The following is a 15,601-nucleotide window of genomic DNA, read 5'->3' as shown; positions in this document are numbered from 1 at the left end:
CAGGACCGAGGTCGTCGGCATCTTCCCCAATGACGATGCCATCATCCGCCTGGTCGGCGCCCTGCTCCTCGAACACAACGATGAATGGGCGGTGTAGCGCACTCGTTACATGACGCCGGAAAGCGTCAGCCAGTTGAGCGATGATCCCCTCATCAGCCTGCCAGCCGTGGCGCGTTGATCAACCTGGCTGTCTGCCAAAGAACGCAGCGACCAATGCCATCAGCTACACCACCTCCCAGGGTACGATCGTGGCACGATCCACAACCGGGCAGGAAGCTTTCCGTCTGTGATCCCACGCTCGAGCTGCCATGGGGCATCTTCGTCTGTATGCAAGACCGAGTTTATCGATTAATTCTTGAATAGACAGCGTCGGGACTCGAGCCTTGGCAGCAAACCGCTGGCGACCGCGCTATGGCCGATACGCAGATACGACCAACTCCGTCCGCCATAGCACAGGTCGCCAAGACCGACCATACAGAAACATTCGACCTGGATCAGGATCAGTCTTTGGGACTCGGTCAAATACCGACTGTCCTAATCCCGTAAGGGAATTAATTATAACGGTGTGTTAATTTTAAAGAAGAAAAACATGTAAGAACTCCAAGAATTCATCTCATCCGACGTATGTTGTTTAGATCCGTTATATCCCAAAGAGAGGCTTGTCTTGGAGCTGGCGCCATATACCTTCCTTGCTGGGTTTGAAAGGAGTGTCATGGGCATGACCGTATTCGAGGATAATAATGAACAGAGATTATCTGATGCTCATGCAGATGCAGCGACAATGCTATCTACCTTGCTCATGACCTGTCCAGGATTAGAGCTTCGGGATGCGAGCAGAGCATTTGCGGCACTCGAGCCCGGCATCACTCCTCCGCGATCACGGCCGTTTCTAACGCACCAGATAGTTGCTGTGTTCTTAGAAAACTTGATCGAAAGGTTCCTGCCCCGAGCTACCATTTCATGGGTCAATTCCCGCCTCTCGTCTGAAGGGCATTTGCTATCCTTGGGCGTCAAGCTGCAGTTTGCAGACGGCTCACAGGGAGAGGAGGTTTGGGTAAATTATCCGCGTCCAAAACTCATCGACCCTTTTTGCAGCGCTCTGCGGCGTCAGTCCCGTCCCAGCATTCTCGGGGCTGGCGACACGGCACCGTCTCAATCGCGGCGGTGACCGTGCTGCCAACAGTGCCCTGCACATCATCGCGATCGGACGCCTGCGAACGGACGAGCGAACCAAGGCCTATGTGACACGCCGCATATCCGAATCCATCCGGATGCCGAAACGATACATCACACGCGAGGTCTTTGGCATCATCATGCGGCGGCAAGCAGGCATCAACAACGCCACGTGCATCTCCGCGTGACAAACAGAAGGGCGTCCAGGGCGTCTATACGGCAGCGACGACTTCAAGCGGTTTTGCAAGGCCCACAATCTGGAGCCGAGCATGAGCAGAGGCGCCAATTGTTGGGATAATGCCGGGGCGGAATCATTCTTCAGCAGTCTGAAAAAGGAGCACACACGAAACCGCATCTATAAAATCCGGGACCTCACTCGAGCCGACTTCTTCGATTATATCGAGGTCTTCTACAACCGAGCCCGCCGCCATAGTCATCTCGGCAGCGTTAGTCCCGAGGCGTTCGAAAGCGCCACGGCGTGAGGTTCATAATTATCTGCCAGACCGGGGGGCAGTCCACCGCTGGACGATCGAAGGGCTTCACCGTCACGCCGTCGCTCGCTCACGACCGAGGTAGGCTATTTTCAAGCCATCGGCTAAGAATTCCTTGCAGTTCGATTACGAAAATGTGTTTCCGGTCAAACCAACAGCACGAATCCCATCGAGCGACTCAACGGCAAGATTAAGCGCAGGACCAAGGTCGTCGGCATCTTCCCCAATGACGATGCCATCATCCGCCTGGTCGGCGCCCTGCTCCTCGAACACAACGATGAATGGGCGGTGCAGCGCGCCCGTTACATGACGCTGGAAAGCGTCGGCCAGTTGAGCGATGATCCCTTCATCAGCCTGCCAGCCGTGGCGCGCTGACCAACCTGGCTGTCTGCCAAAGAACGTCGCGACCAATGCCATCAGCTACACCACCTCCCAGGGCACGATCGTGGCACGCTATATTTATCGCAACAGCTTTCGCTCGACGAGAGAGTAGCAAGGCCGAACTTTTGGCATTGACACCAGCGGGCCAACTCGGCTCGACCTTGCCAACCTCGGCTCGATGCTGCAGGCCGTTCATGAGCGCCTTCTCGGCGTCACCGCCGAGTGCCTGTCCTGGCAGGACTTCATTGCTCGCCGGGATCGACCGCACATTTTATTCTATGTGGATCCACCTTATTGGGGCACCGAGCGCTACTACGGTCGCGGCATGTTCGAGCGCGCTGATCATGAGCGCTTCGCAGCGGTTTTGAAGGGCTTCGTGGCCGGTTCATACTGTCTTTGAATGACTGCTCGGAAGTGCAGGAGCTCTATGGTGGGGCATCTCAACGTGTCATGGATGTAAGCTATTCAGCTGCGGGCGCCAGTTGAGCGCGAGATGTAAAAGAATTGATTATCACAATACCTTGAAATCGGAAAACATGTAGGTACAACGTTATTCAGTATCTGTATTTTTTATTGTTTAGATTTGCCCTACCCAAAAGAGAGGCTTGTCTCGGGAATAACTCCATCTACGATCCTTGCTGAATTAGGAAAGAGTTTGATAAGCATGGTCGTATCCGAAATAATAATTAATTGCATTCACCCAAAAATCGCCCAAATGTGGATGCCACCTTATTTGCCTTGCTTATGCCTTGTCCAAGATCAAAACTTCAAGATTCGAATATAGAATTTGCGTCGCTCGAACTTGATATCATTTCTCGCGGTCGCGGCCTTTTCTATCTCACCAGTCCGTTGCGATATTCGTGGAATGTTTGCTCGAAAGGTTACTCGAAGCTGCTGTCTCATGGCCAACGGCTAACAGGGCGAGCAGGACTGGACAAGCCATCCTCGTTCAAAACTCGCGGACACTCAGGTATCCAAAAAGGGGCATCATGTCGCGCACAATCTCGATTTCCCTTCGCCACCAACTGGGTCAACCAGTTGCCATGGAACGCATTAGAGCGCTATCCGACCAAATTAAGACGAAGTACGCGGACCGTGTCACGGTCAAATGGGAATTACAAAGCGAATACAGTCTCGATTTCGGCATTGAGGTGCTGAAGCAGACAATCACGGGAGGCATCGAAGTCGAAAGAAATGTTGTTGTTACGGTTGTGCAGTTGCCTTTCATGTTATCGTTACTTTCAAGAAGAGTGAAGGTCTTGCTTGAGCAACACATACAGAAAGCGCTGCAACTTACTTGACCAGTTTCGACGTGGCTAATTCAAATCAAGAGGCGGATTGTCAAACAGCATTGAAGCAGACCTCTAGATTTGTACTCAGACCTAGAGAAGAAAGCCTCTCCCGCGGCCGCCCTTTCCGCTGGGACAACCCTCGATGCCCTTCAGTGTCAGAGTGAAGATCGGAGAACCAGTAGAGTAGGGATGTAGCGCTTTGCCCCGTTGCCAGGGTGGGTTTGTTCATCCCCCACTCCGAACCGGGTGTGCGAGTTTCCCCGCACCCGGCTCTCCACGCGTGGCTCCACTTCACGGGGGTCCTTCATAACGATACGAGGGCGAGGCTCGCTTCCTAGAACTTGTCGGCTCCCTTACGGAGGATTTCGTCTGGGTTGTTCCATCCATTCGGTATGCGTAGACCTCGGTCCGGGTAACGCAGGCGCTTGGCGTCGGCGAACCGGGCGAACTTCTTGCCGCCCTACTGCCATCCGCCTTGCCCGCGTACGCCTGGTTCGGTGCATCGTAGGCAGCTTCCATCCAGATGCTCCACCATACTTCTTGCCGAGCCAAGCCTTCAGGCGCCACCATAGCCACCAATCGTGCTTGGCGAACTCTTTCCCGGAACGTGTCGCGTACCGGTAGTAGTTACGCCATTCCGTGATGACGGGGTTGAGGTCATCGATGAGATTGGCGAGGAGCCAGCCTGTCGGCGTTTCCCGTACCTTGACCTTGTCGCGGAGGAGTTGCGACTTGCCTTTCTGTTGTAGCCCCAAAAGACCGGACACTTCTTAGAGACTGTTTGAAAACAAGGATAGCTACAGCGTTCAAGTGGCACAACTCCTTGCATCTCGTTGTCAAACAGCCTCCCGCTACATGATCACAGATCAACCGTCCTGGAGAGTAAGATTGCCGACTGTGGCGGATGTTGCCTGACCGAAATCCCAGACCCGCCTATCGATTGCGCCCGAGCCTTCGAAGTGCCGCATTCTGTTCTTGCAGGTCTCGCATGATGGATTCAGATGGGGACGTTGGAGGAGAGGACTGAGGAGCCGCTGCTGTCGAAGAGCCATTACGGCCGTTGCTGCTTACTAGGGTCTGCATGCCGCGCCCCCAAGCAGCAAGGCGCTGTTGAATGGCTCCCTCATTGGCCGTTGCCCATACGCGTGTGCTTGCTGCTATGCGGCCGGCGAGGGGGATGACCTGAATCAGTAAGAACAGGCCGGAAAAGCAGACGAGTACAAATGGCGCTGCGTCTTTCATCATTGGAATGCCGCCTTGATTCATGCTGTCGCGGAGAGCGAGTACAACCGGCCTGATACTAACGATGTAAAAAGCGAGGAACACATAAAGAAAGATGGGAGCAAGCATCACTTGTACGGTCGTCGTCACCCACCCCCAGAAAAATCGCGAGGGTCCTTTGAACATCATTAGTATGATAAATATCGGGGCGATGGACAGCAATGCAAGAAGAGAAATTTTTGAAAAAAATATTACGAAGGCTGCGTATCCAATAAATAAAACTGAAGAAATCCAAATCAACATTGATTGAAGCATGTTATTTAATTTTGTCTCATAAGGAGTCTTTGGTTTATCCTTTATCTCGACTTGTCCTTGCTGATTGTTCGCTGAAGGGGAGGGTTGTGAGGAAATTTCGCGAATTTGTTCAACAATGCGTATGCTGGCAGTGATCGAAATGCGATAGAAATCATATAGGTCACGCTCTATCGAGCGTTCAGACATACCATGCCCATCGACAGTAATATTTTGCAGCATCACCGAGCTAATCGCCACTGGTATCTGCGTGGCGCCGAGATAAACTTGATTTTGAGCCCATCCCCATCCGGTGGCAAGAAAATATATGACGCCAACGCGAACCAATCGGAATACGAAAGCCATCAAATTACTTTCGCCTCGTCCTTGCCAGAACGAAAAGCCCCAGAAGATCAGGTATAGAATAAAAAGAGAACTGACGACCCACGTAAGATTGCTCGCAAATGCGCCATAGGTTTCCTCGGTGAAGCTTCTACCAAGAGCATCAATATTATTCGAAATGACAGTGATATAATAAGTTTCCACCTAAGTTCTTTCTTGGTATTGTTTGCCGGCGCGCGATCGGTGCAATGATGTCTTTCTTCGCGCTTGATCAAGAAATTCAAAATACGACTACCTTGGTCCCGAGAGCGACCCGATCGTAAAGGTCGATGACATCAGGATTGGCCATACGGATACAACCTGACGAAACTGCCTTGCCGATCGTTTGGGGCTCATTGGTGCCGTGAATGCGATAAAGGGTACTACCCAGATAGAGCGCCCTAGCACCCAGAGGATTGTTGAGCCCGCCTTCCATGTGATCGGGAAGCTCGGGCCTGCGGGCGATCATTTCCTTGGGCGGCGTCCAATCTGGCCATTCACGTTTGCGGCTTACGGTCTCGATCCCTGTCCAGGAGAATCCCTGCTTGCCGACCCCAATTCCGTACTTCAGCGCTGAGATGCCATCTGAGAGGACGTAATAGAGCCGCTTCTCCTTAGTCGAGATCACGATGGTACCTGCCGCATATCCCCGAAGCGATACGATCATCCGTCGAATAGGTGATGGCTGAATGACGTATGCATCGTCCCGCGGACCCGGTGCAAACCGCTCGCCCCCGCCATCGATCCCCAAGCGCCGCCTAAGCGAGCGTAGCTCGTCGGAATAGCCCTCCGTTGCGTGCGAATAACCCCTAGGACTGTCCCGGTAGTCATAGGGGTCGCTGAAGCGGCCGCCATTGCGATAGGCGGGGCGGGTATTGAGCCAAGCTCTGGGGGTCCACGGATCGTAAAACGCTTCATTGGATGCCGCCGCCTGCCAACCAGCCAGGCGTGTCCCGGTCTGCGCAGCCCATACCGGCAATGTCAGAGCCAACGATATCGCGATGATGAGGAGAGACCTAACTGCCATGTTTCACCGGTATCACCACGGCCTGAATAAGAACGCATAGGAAACATTGACGGGCAGAAAGGGCCCACAGGCGAGAAGCGAGGTGAAACCGAACGCGGCGATCGAGTCACAGGGTTTTTTTAGCTCTCGCGTGCTGCTGCACGCAGTAAGTGACAGTATGACAAGAAGATAACCGGCAAAATTACGGAAGTTCATGCAGCATCTCCACTTAAATTCATGGCTTTCAGGCTTGGGCAGAAAACGGGTAACCATTTATCGGGATCGTCGCCGAGCTCGGCGCGCAGCCGCTCTACCTCTGCAATACTTGAGGCGCGACCCGACAGGACCTTGAGTATATCATCCCCGATGGCCAAACGCAGCCGAGCCACCACGGACTCCTGCCCATGCTTGATCAGGAAGGACCGGCTTGAGGGATCAGATGTTTTAATCCATTCGACCTCCCGCGCCGACAAGCCGAACGCAGTCGCATGGCTTGCAAAGTCCGCCTTGGGATTGGGAAAGAAAAGATTGGTGGCGCTTTGCTCGATGATCGTGTTAGCGATGTCAGAGCGCACGATGTCGGAAGCACTCTGTGTGCCGAAACCAATAATGCCATTGAATTTGCGGATGGTCTTCATCTTGTCTTGTATGAAAGCTGCGAAGACATCGTCCTCCAACAGTCGCCAGCCTTCGTCGAGGAAGATCAGTACGGGATTACCGTCGAGTTGTTCGTTTAGACGATGGAACAGGTACATCAGGACGACGCTGCGAATCAGCGGCACGTCGAGGATTTGGGTCATGTCGAAGCCGGTGATGTCCGACCACGAAAAGTCATCCTCGGCATTGTTGAAAATCCAGCCCAATTGATCGCTGCGCAGCCATTTTTCCAGGCGTGCCTGGAGATCATCGTAGCTGGCCCGCGTTCGGCCACGCAGCAAGAGCGCGAAGGCAGACAGGGTTCTCCCCTCCTTACCTGCCTGCAAGACATGCTGGATGGCATCCCGCAAGATCGCTTCCTCGAAGGCCACGAGCGGCAAGCCGTCCGGCCGTCGCAGCATGAGGGAAAAGAGTTGAAACAGGAACTCGCGATTGGCACCCGTGTTGGGCAGATGAAGAGGATTGAAACCTGTCGATGCGCCCGATTGTAGGACGCGATAGTTGCCACCAAGCGCACGAACGAAGATCTCGGCGCCGCGGTCCTTGTCGAAGAACACGCATCGCGGTTTGGGCCTGATGCGCTGAGACTGCGCCATGAGGAATGACAGCGCTACAGTCTTACCTGATCCCGACGGCCCGACAACGGTAAAATTGCCAAGGTCGCGTACGTGGAAGTTGAAGAAATAAGCGGTCTGGCTCGTGGTTTCCAATAGCGAGACAGCACTGCCCCAATGGTTGCCCGAGCGCCGGCCACTGGGGAAATTATGGAGGGACATAAAGCCGGCGAAGTTTTTTGAGGATATGATGCCCGAGCGCGCAACGTAGCCAAAATTTCCCGGCAATTGGGCCCAGAATGCCGGTTCGCAATTGAGGTCCTCTCGCACCCATAGAATTGATTGTTCGGTGAGCGCCGTGCCGACTGCGCGGATGCATTGGCCAAGGCTTTCCTTGTCGCTGCCTAGACACATTACGGACAAATGATGCTGACCGAAGATCGAACGCGAAACCAGGAGCTCGTTGCGGGCACTTGTCAGCTGCTCGGTTACCGCCGAGCCCGCCGCATCGGCCATTGCGGTCTGCCGGGCGACGCGCTCGATCTGGCCCTGCGCCGCCGAGCGCTCTACCACGGCAAAACTCTGGCTGACCACGAACTCCCCTGGGATCTTGAGCAGGCCATCCAGCAGCATGGGCCCGGTATAGGGCGGGTATTCGCGGATGGAGAGCATGGCCGCAAGGCGTGAATCAGTCGGCGGGAAGGCCCCTACGAATTCGAGCGCATTCCTGCCGACGTGAATGCGTTTCATGGCGAGCGCCGCATTCAGGGGCATGCGCGGGAGTCGCATCTCCGTAGGTTCAAGGCCATTGAGGATCTGAACCAAAAATTCAAGCGGCTCGGAGAAATATTCGCCAGACCGGCGTTCTGTGATGCCAAGGACGCGACCCTGATAATCCTGCAGCACTTCGCAAACCGTCAGGGTGAGTTCCTGAAGTTCACGCAGATCTTTGTCCCCCGCTAGGTCCTCGGCGAGTCGACGGCGAGCAGGCCGCAACCTTCGCAGCATTGCCTCGAACATACCAATCTGCCCCTGTAGTGGGCGGCGAACAATGGTGACGTAAAGATCGTTAACGAACATCTGCCGTTGCTGGAGACCTGCCACGTAACGCCGGTCGAGCTCGGCGGCAAAGCGATTTTCAAACCGGCCTTCAAGCTCCGGCCTGATGCGGCGGCGAATGAGATGGCCGCAGATGGCATAGCGGCTGCTCCCGAGCCCACGTAGGATCGTATTGCGGTTTTCCAGCTTATTGTTGATCAAAGCCATATCGGCCGTTTCAAAACAGTAGCCTTCCAGCCGGATGATGCTCAACAGCAATCCATCACGCGTTCCCAGCACGTTCTCGGTAACATGCCGCGTATAGGGAATATGTGCCGCAACGCCTTTCTCGCGCCTGGCATGGGATCCATAGGTCATTTGTTTGCTTCGCAGCGAATTGACCACCGCTATTCTCCGGCCGAATAGCTTTTCACGCCCCACACAAGGCTCGAACGCGGTGGAGTTTTCTGCCCCTTCACCCGCAGAATTGCAAAGATCTGGTCGTCGCGCAGGGTAAGAAGATATCCCACAAGGTGGATTGGGGCGCAAATCAGCAGCAAGAGCAGGTTCTTGGTGACCAAAAAGACGACTGCGGTCAGGACCAGATTGGCCATAGTGAACATGTAGGGTACGCCGAATAAGGTCGGTGCCTTGGTCAGAGCCTTCACTAGGGGCACGATTTCAGGGGGTTCCTGCTTTTCCATGATATTCTTTCACCTCCAGGCGTGAACGTGGATCGTTCTCGGCATCAACGTCCCAGCGCGCTCTGGAAGAATGCAACGATCTGGGTGGCGCCGAAGACCAGCACGATCCCCAGGATGACCGTGCCAGCCAGACCCCAGGTAAATCTGCCCGTCCAGGCCATGAACCCACAACCGATGACGGCAAGGATTGCGATCATCGAAGCTATCGGGCCCGTCAGTACATTGATTAGCGTTTGCAGAACCGACTGCACCGGCTGCAGACTGGCCTGAGCCATGGCGGGCCCCGAGCACAGGCAAAGCAGCAATGCGGCTCCCAGTGCAAATGTCCCCGCCCGGGGCAAAGTCGCAACCCCAGCGTATTTTTGTTCTGTATTCATGGTCATTCCTCAACATGGAGAACGAACCCCTGGGTCCATTCTTCCTTCTTCTTATCGGATTGATCTGTATTAGCTGCCGGCCCCGCGCTGTTTTGACGACGGAGACCACTCTCCCTCGCGCTGAGAGGCTTCCAGCTGTACAGATTGGTCATGATTGCCGCGATGAAGCGGACCGTTTCTGTATAGTTCGGAATGCCCCCGTTACGGTCAACAGCCTCCTCACCGGCATTATAAGCCGCGAGCGTGTAGAGAGGATTTTGATACTTCTCCTGTAAAACTCGCAAAAAGCGAATAGAACCTCTAATATTGTCAGCTTCATCACAAATATTAACTTTGAACCGAGCTGCGGTCGCCGGCATCAACTGCATGATTCCGATTGCGCCAGCCGATGAAACTCGATCCATCCGCAGCCCGCTCTCTTGCTGGGCGATGGCCAGTAAGAAATTCGCAGGAAATGCTTCTTGGGACGCGATCTTGGTAATCAGCGCCTTGATCTCGGTCGGTGTGGAGATCTTGGTGAAGTTGCATGGAGCCGAAGGGGCGGAGACCGCCACCGAGTCTTGCGGCGGGGTTTCGAAAGTATCCGGACGGGGCGGTGGCTGCGGCGGGGGCTGGGTCTGCGCCAAAGCCGATTGGACCACACACAAACACAATCCGAAGACGAACGCCACGCCATGGTGGCGCACGTGTCCAATCCAGCCCTGACCAGATAGCGTCGACGGCGTCATGCCCATGATTTGTTCCGTGTACGAAACTCATCACCCCCCGAAGCGTGAGCGCTGCACCAGTCGGAAGGCTGCCTGCTTCCGGCCCTTCCGGCATGGCGAGCACGAACGAATGGCTCGTAATAAAGTTCCATGACACGACCGGGCTGCCCGTCCGAACGCGCGACCTGTACAACAAGCGGAAGGGTGGACTTCAGCATTTGCAGGATGTCGGCCCTTGTAAGCGTGCCGCCACCACCGATATCCTGAATCATCAACAAAGCCAGCCGCTCATAAGCGCCACGAGGCGAGTTGGCGTGAACCGTTGAGAGTGAGCCAGGATGACCGGTGTTGATAGCTTGCAGAAAATCAAACGATTCTGCACCGCGTATCTCGCCTAGAAGCAATCGGTCAGGTCGCATGCGCATGCTGGCTTCAACCAGACGCTTGCTGTCGATCTTAGCAATGTTCTGGTCGCCGCGGCTGGAAATCAAGCGCACATGGTTGGGTTGGGTCGGCATTAACTCCGGCGTATCCTCTATGGTGATGAGGCGTTCGTGTGTCGGTATTTCCCGCATCAGCGCGTTTAGGAATGTGGTCTTGCCGGAACCAGTTCCTCCTGAAACGAGTATGGAGATGCGCTGGCGCACGGCGGCGATCAGGAAGGTTTCAATTTTTCCCTGTCCAAGCAAGTCACACATCTCGGCTTCGATATCGGTGAGGGCATCGGTGCCAGCGGTGATCTGGACCGACTGCAAGGAGCCGGCGGTCGTGTAGTCGCTGAGGGCGAGGTTCTTAACTACCTGGCGGCGAATGACGATCACTCCGCCATCGGGAGCTGCCGGCGGCAGAGCAACTTGAATGCGCGCACCATTGGCAAGGGCTGCCGAAAGCAGCGGTTCTTCCTCGTTGACGAATTGATGATTGGCCGCGGCAATGCGCTCAGCCATGAAGCGGATACGCTCACGCGTCAGGCCGGGCAGGGCATGTTGCACCATCGGGCTATGCTGGCCGCCGTCGCTGGTCTCGATAAAGAGGCTGCCCGGCTCGTTGACACAGATTTCTACCACGTTCGGTGCGGACAGAAATTCCCTCAACGGCTCGAACGCGATGCCTACGAGATCCGCCCATCTCGTGTTTTCGCTCATGGCTTTCTCCCGCGTTTGAGAGCCCGATAGGCTTCCATGACGGGATCAGGATAAAAGGGGGAGAAATCGAGGTCGCGGCGGACGAAGATACTGACGGGCGTTCCCTGATTGATCATGATTGTGGGCTGGATGGCTTGCGTTGACTTCAATACCTCCTGAGCCGTTTGCGCAAAGCCCTGCGCGACGGCTTGGGCACCCTGCGCCAGCATCTGGTTGCTTTGCCCGCCAGAATTGGAAGTTACCGTTCTAGCAATGCCCGTCCGAGGGTCGATATAGGTGGTGGTGATTGGACCATTGTTCAGATTGCTCTGGCTCATGCCGATTGCCTGGGCTGCGCCTGACAACACACTGACGAGTAAGGCCGGGCCGTATTTGGCGAAATAGTGGTTGTCGACATCCCCATCCATACCGGATCGTCCGAGTTCGTCCGTCCCGATCGATCCCAAATTGACGGAAATGCCGTCTGCCCGAATGAGGCGCGTCCACACGATAAAAGCGCGACTCTGATTTTGCTGCACACCGGCATTATATTCGCCAACCAGGCGGGTTCCGGAGGGGATGAGCACGCGTCTACCATCAAATGACCAGACATCCTCGGTCGTAGAGGCGCGCACCATGCCCGGCAGGTCGGTGTTGACGGCGGTTTCCAGCACTGCCCGGATCATCGTGCCCTGCGGCACGAGCGCGTCGATGCGGGGTGCGCGCTCGGCCTTCGACACATCCGCGCTGGCTGAAGCGCGCGCGGACAGAAACTGGCTGTTCGGATTGGTCTCCTGGAGCGCACCCTCCGCCTTGCCCTTGGTGTCCTCTGCCTTGGGCGGCTGCGGTGCATCGGGTTGTCCCATTTCGGTGACGACCATCGGTGAACGATAACGCTGCCAGCGTTGTGTCTCTAGTGCCGCTTCCTCCTCTGCCCGGCGCTTTGCTTCCTCATCTGCCCGACGCCGAGCCTCTTCCGCTCGTCGGCGGGCTTCGGTGTCATCGCTTGGAGGAACCGGGGCGGGAGACGGCTGTACCACTGTGGCTTGAGGTGCTTGTGGAGGAGGGGGGGTCAGATAGGGTTCGCCTTGCGGGGGCGATGAGAGATAGCGGTCGTCATCCGCGTCCGCCATGTTGCGCCCGTCGCCGTTTGGCAGCCAGAAGGGAGCACTGAGCAAGAGCAAGGCGCCTGCACCCAATACCGACAGCACAATCATCGGTCCGAGGCGGCTTTTTCGTTCGACCAGCAGTGACTGGGCCCCGTCATCGATTGCCGACTGATCGGTGGGTTCGTGCTGGGACATCGTCAGTCTCCCTTCGACGGTCCTGAAGGAGTCGATGCCCCCGAGCGCAAAGCGCCGGCATTCGTCGCCACGGCAGCCGTGCCTGTTCGCCCGAACCCCTTGTTAATGACGCAAGTCGCGAAGGAGCCGCGGCGTATCATCCATTGGGCTGAAACCTTGTCGATGATGATGTAATCGCCTTCCCGCCTGAAATTAGCTAAGCTTTCCCGCTTGGCGGCATCAACGATAAAAACCGAAGGCATGTCGCCACTAAACTTGAACCATGTCTTAATGCCATCATCGAATACTCGTGTAGGTTTGGTTTGATCGTCGCCTTGATAATAATATTCGTAGTTGGCATTCTGGACTTGAAAGCCGTCATGGTTCGGCATCGATACCAATCGTCGGGCTTCCGCCACCAGCCGAGCATCTCGATCCTCATCGGGATAGCGGAACTTCACCACATAGACGAGATTGCTTTGCAGGCCAGCGCTGGTGTGTAGCACGAAGGTATAGACCCGCCGGTCGCTCACCACATTCATGTTGGTGGTGCTTTTGGCCTCGACCGGCTTGAGAAAGATCACATTGCCGCGCTTATTGGGTTCGATCTTCCAAGAAACGCTGTCGCCAACGGCAATCGTCTCGATCTTCTCGTTATCGCCGAATACGATCATGGTCGATGTACCAAGCGTTCCAGAGATGGAAACTACATCGTTCGCGCTGTACACAACGCTGCGAACCCTGGAATCGTTGAGGCTACGCTGCGGCGATAGTTCCGCTTTGGCCGGCACGATGCAGGCCAGACCAATGCCCAACCCCGTCAACACCCGCAGGATGATGCGATTTTCCTGGCAGACGGTCATCATCATCCCCCAACTCTGCCGGCCGAGGCCGGGTTTTCGGGATCGCGTTGATAGTCAATGACCTGAAAGCCAAGCGGATTGTCAAAACGCCAGGAGTTAGTCTCGGGAGCTTTGGAATAACGAAAATGCATCAAGGCTACCCAATTCTGCGCCGACTTGGCTCCGCCAAGTTTGCCGCTGCGCTGGGTGGAAAAACGTACCATTGCCGTGCGTTCGTTTGGCAACTGAATGGACTTGATCTCGACAGTGACCTTGGTCTCGCTGCCATAGAGATTGACAGGATTGTCCGGATTGGACTGGGCATAAAGATTGGCCAGTTCACTCGCCGCAGTGCCGACCGATAGGAGCTGGGCGAGCTCATAATTGTCTTTCACCTGAGAGGGGTCGTAGCTCTCTCGCGCTTTGATGTAGCGCACCACATACATGTTAGTAATAGCTTCCATCTGCGTCAGGGTACCCTCTGAAAGAGGGCGCTTGATCTCCAGAAAGCCTGTGGTCTTGTCGACCTCGACGACATAGGGCTCAAAGGATTTCAATGGCAACAGCAGCGCAAGGCATGCCATCGCCAGCATAGCTAGGACAAGTCCTGTCGCGGCGATCGTCCAGGCGACAACCCGCGATCGCTTAGCAGAAGCCACAATATCAGCTTCCCAAGTAGCAGCCTCCTGAAAGTAACGCTTGTCAAGTTTTGTCTGATCTACCATGCAAGATACCAGAAAGCTACCCCGGAGGAATCATGTCTATAAATATACTTCAGGAAATATAAGAACTGTTTCCCAGAATTATATATAATTCGACGGTATATTTAGGTAATAATTGCAGAGTTATCGGACCATATGTATGTACTTACAATAAAACGCAAGGTATGTTAATAATAATATCTTAATATAGTCTGTAAATTTTCAATTGTAAGTGCCTTAATTTTTGAAATACCGATCCGATTTTCAAAGAGTCCGATCTCTATTGCGGGCGCCGTTCCTCTATTTTCTTCCACGGATCGATATTATACGTAGATATTCTTTTTAAGTCTTGATGTCGAAATGTTTTGCCGAAGCCGCGCGCTGCTTCTTCCTTTTTATCTCTAAAAAACAGCACAGAAGCATTGCTTGATTTTTCTACGATATTGGCGTTTTCCCGATGGATCAATTAATGAATTAGGAGTAAAGTAGGTGGTGTAGTAAATAATATTGAATTAAACGTCCTAAAGCTTCGTAACGAATATGCGTGGTAGGGACGTTGCGGTCCCATCATAACTTCGAAGGCGTCCATGACCCAGGCCGTGCTCCGAACCAAAAGGCTGAGCGTGATGTTGGGCGGGACGACCAGCCGGCTCGGTAGGTGGCATCCGGCCGGATCGAGCAGAAGAATGGCGTGTTTGCCGGGCGCGACCTGATCGGCGATTTCGGCCAGATGCAGGTTCATCGCTTGTGTGTTGCAGATCGGCAGGACGAGGGCTGCGCCTTTGCCCTCCCAGGGACAGATGGCACCGAAGATATAGGTCGAGGCCGTGCGCTGATCGTGAGGTGCCAACGGTCTGCTTCCTCGCCGGGCCCGGCGGCGGTAATCTTGTTCTTCTGGCCGATGCGCGCCTCATCGGCGAACCAGACCTCTATGTCGGTCGGGTCGATGCCTTGGCCTTCGGCCTGTACATGATGGCGCGGCCGGGCCGACAGCTTACGATATCCCATGGCTCGCAGTTCCCGGCTCAGCGTCTGCTTGGCGATCGAGACGCGAAACTCTTCGTAGAGCCATTGGCACAGATCGATGATCCGCCAGCGCACGACGCCATGGATCGCCGGCATCGGCCCGCTCTCGATGATTGCGGCGAGTACTTTGCGGTGCTCGCTCGTCAGCCGGGACGGCTGGCCTGGCGCTTTGCGGTCGATGAGCCCGTCTGGACCATGCGCATTGAACTTCAGGACCCAGTCGCGAACGATCTGCAGGCTCACCCCGCCAATCTTCGCAGCTTCGGTCCGAGACGCACCGTCATAAATCGCAGCCAAAGCCAGTAGCCGTCGAGCCTGGGGGCCATTTCTCGATCGTCTCGCGGCAGCTCGG

At 55.1% G+C, this 15,601-nt stretch carries 13 protein-coding genes and 5 pseudogenes; 6 read left to right on the top strand and 12 right to left on the bottom strand.

The window, feature by feature from the left end:
- From ACTJKX_RS36300 to ACTJKX_RS36275, 6 genes and pseudogenes are all read left to right on the top strand, one after another.
- Window positions 1-178: pseudogene (locus ACTJKX_RS36300) on the top strand (transposase); the annotation flags it as partial.
- Window positions 179-1,088: 910 nt separating this feature from the next.
- Window positions 1,089-1,361 (top strand): annotated as a pseudogene (locus ACTJKX_RS36295) (transposase); the annotation flags it as partial.
- Between the two features lie 18 nt (window positions 1,362-1,379).
- Window positions 1,380-1,655 (top strand): annotated as a pseudogene (locus ACTJKX_RS36290) (IS3 family transposase); the annotation flags it as partial.
- Between the two features lie 162 nt (window positions 1,656-1,817).
- Window positions 1,818-2,039: pseudogene (locus tag ACTJKX_RS36285) on the top strand (transposase); the annotation flags it as partial.
- A gap of 184 nt (window positions 2,040-2,223) precedes the next feature.
- Window positions 2,224-2,445: a DNA adenine methylase gene (locus tag ACTJKX_RS36280; RefSeq protein WP_440728287.1), complete on the top strand. Its 222-nt coding sequence runs from the start codon at window positions 2,224-2,226 to the stop codon at window positions 2,443-2,445.
- Between the two features lie 589 nt (window positions 2,446-3,034).
- Complete coding sequence (locus tag ACTJKX_RS36275; RefSeq protein ID WP_440728286.1) at window positions 3,035-3,346, top strand: polyhydroxyalkanoic acid system family protein; 312 nt, start codon at window positions 3,035-3,037, stop codon at window positions 3,344-3,346.
- Window positions 3,347-3,690: 344 nt separating this feature from the next.
- Here ACTJKX_RS36275 and ACTJKX_RS36270 read toward each other — a convergent pair whose 3' ends face one another.
- The 12 genes and pseudogenes from ACTJKX_RS36270 to ACTJKX_RS36215 all read right to left on the bottom strand — a co-directional run.
- Window positions 3,691-4,104 carry a group II intron maturase-specific domain-containing protein gene (locus ACTJKX_RS36270; protein ID WP_440728285.1) on the bottom strand — a complete coding sequence of 138 codons (414 nt, stop codon included), beginning with the start codon at window positions 4,102-4,104 and terminating at the stop codon, window positions 3,691-3,693.
- Window positions 4,105-4,270: 166 nt separating this feature from the next.
- Window positions 4,271-5,395 carry a type IV secretion system protein gene (locus tag ACTJKX_RS36265; protein WP_440728284.1) on the bottom strand — a complete coding sequence of 375 codons (1,125 nt, stop codon included), beginning with the start codon at window positions 5,393-5,395 and terminating at the stop codon, window positions 4,271-4,273.
- A 76-nt stretch (window positions 5,396-5,471) separates the two neighbouring features.
- Window positions 5,472-6,221, bottom strand: coding sequence for a L,D-transpeptidase (locus ACTJKX_RS36260; protein WP_440728283.1), 750 nt, complete (start codon window positions 6,219-6,221; stop codon window positions 5,472-5,474).
- Between the two features lie 227 nt (window positions 6,222-6,448).
- On the bottom strand, window positions 6,449-8,890 hold the full coding sequence (locus tag ACTJKX_RS36255) for a VirB4 family type IV secretion/conjugal transfer ATPase (protein WP_440728282.1): 2,442 nt from the start codon (window positions 8,888-8,890) through the stop codon (window positions 6,449-6,451).
- 2 nt (window positions 8,891-8,892) lie between these two features.
- Window positions 8,893-9,189, bottom strand: coding sequence for a type IV secretion system protein VirB3 (locus ACTJKX_RS36250; protein WP_394315193.1), 297 nt, complete (start codon window positions 9,187-9,189; stop codon window positions 8,893-8,895).
- 44 nt (window positions 9,190-9,233) lie between these two features.
- Window positions 9,234-9,566, bottom strand: coding sequence for a TrbC/VirB2 family protein (locus tag ACTJKX_RS36245; RefSeq protein ID WP_394315192.1), 333 nt, complete (start codon window positions 9,564-9,566; stop codon window positions 9,234-9,236).
- Between the two features lie 2 nt (window positions 9,567-9,568).
- Window positions 9,569-10,300, bottom strand: coding sequence for a lytic transglycosylase domain-containing protein (locus ACTJKX_RS36240; RefSeq protein ID WP_440728281.1), 732 nt, complete (start codon window positions 10,298-10,300; stop codon window positions 9,569-9,571).
- The gene (gene virB11 / locus ACTJKX_RS36235) at window positions 10,291-11,418 is read right to left on the bottom strand and encodes a P-type DNA transfer ATPase VirB11 (RefSeq protein ID WP_440728280.1); all 1,128 of its coding nucleotides are present in this window, start codon (window positions 11,416-11,418) and stop codon (window positions 10,291-10,293) included. The genes ACTJKX_RS36240 and virB11 overlap by 10 nt, the downstream gene beginning before the upstream one ends.
- Window positions 11,415-12,701, bottom strand: coding sequence for a type IV secretion system protein VirB10 (gene virB10 / locus ACTJKX_RS36230; RefSeq protein ID WP_440728279.1), 1,287 nt, complete (start codon window positions 12,699-12,701; stop codon window positions 11,415-11,417). Before virB10 ends, virB11 begins: the two co-directional genes overlap by 4 nt.
- Window positions 12,702-12,703: 2 nt before the next feature.
- The gene (virB9, locus tag ACTJKX_RS36225) at window positions 12,704-13,549 is read right to left on the bottom strand and encodes a P-type conjugative transfer protein VirB9 (RefSeq protein ID WP_440728278.1); all 846 of its coding nucleotides are present in this window, start codon (window positions 13,547-13,549) and stop codon (window positions 12,704-12,706) included.
- Window positions 13,546-14,247, bottom strand: coding sequence for a virB8 family protein (locus ACTJKX_RS36220; protein ID WP_440728277.1), 702 nt, complete (start codon window positions 14,245-14,247; stop codon window positions 13,546-13,548). Before ACTJKX_RS36220 ends, virB9 begins: the two co-directional genes overlap by 4 nt.
- 595 nt (window positions 14,248-14,842) lie before the next feature.
- Window positions 14,843-15,601, bottom strand: a pseudogene (locus ACTJKX_RS36215) (IS630 family transposase); the annotation flags it as partial.

The sequence above is a fragment of the Labrys sp. 22185 genome, assembly GCF_052045555.1.
Lineage (GTDB): Bacteria > Pseudomonadota > Alphaproteobacteria > Rhizobiales > Labraceae > Labrys > Labrys neptuniae.
This window is presented reverse-complemented; position numbering and strand designations above follow the sequence as displayed.

Coding starts and splice junctions, on each gene's coding strand:
- ACTJKX_RS36280 (WP_440728287.1), top strand. CDS start 2,224: ATGCTGCAGGCCGTTCATGAGCGCCTTCTCGGCGTCACCGCCGAGTGC.
- ACTJKX_RS36275 (WP_440728286.1), top strand. CDS start 3,035: ATGTCGCGCACAATCTCGATTTCCCTTCGCCACCAACTGGGTCAACCA.
- ACTJKX_RS36250 (WP_394315193.1), bottom strand. CDS start 9,189: ATGGAAAAGCAGGAACCCCCTGAAATCGTGCCCCTAGTGAAGGCTCTG.
- ACTJKX_RS36245 (WP_394315192.1), bottom strand. CDS start 9,566: ATGAATACAGAACAAAAATACGCTGGGGTTGCGACTTTGCCCCGGGCG.
- ACTJKX_RS36240 (WP_440728281.1), bottom strand. CDS start 10,300: ATGGGCATGACGCCGTCGACGCTATCTGGTCAGGGCTGGATTGGACAC.
- virB11 (WP_440728280.1), bottom strand. CDS start 11,418: ATGAGCGAAAACACGAGATGGGCGGATCTCGTAGGCATCGCGTTCGAG.
- virB10 (WP_440728279.1), bottom strand. CDS start 12,701: ATGTCCCAGCACGAACCCACCGATCAGTCGGCAATCGATGACGGGGCC.
- virB9 (WP_440728278.1), bottom strand. CDS start 13,549: ATGATGATGACCGTCTGCCAGGAAAATCGCATCATCCTGCGGGTGTTG.
- ACTJKX_RS36220 (WP_440728277.1), bottom strand. CDS start 14,247: ATGGTAGATCAGACAAAACTTGACAAGCGTTACTTTCAGGAGGCTGCT.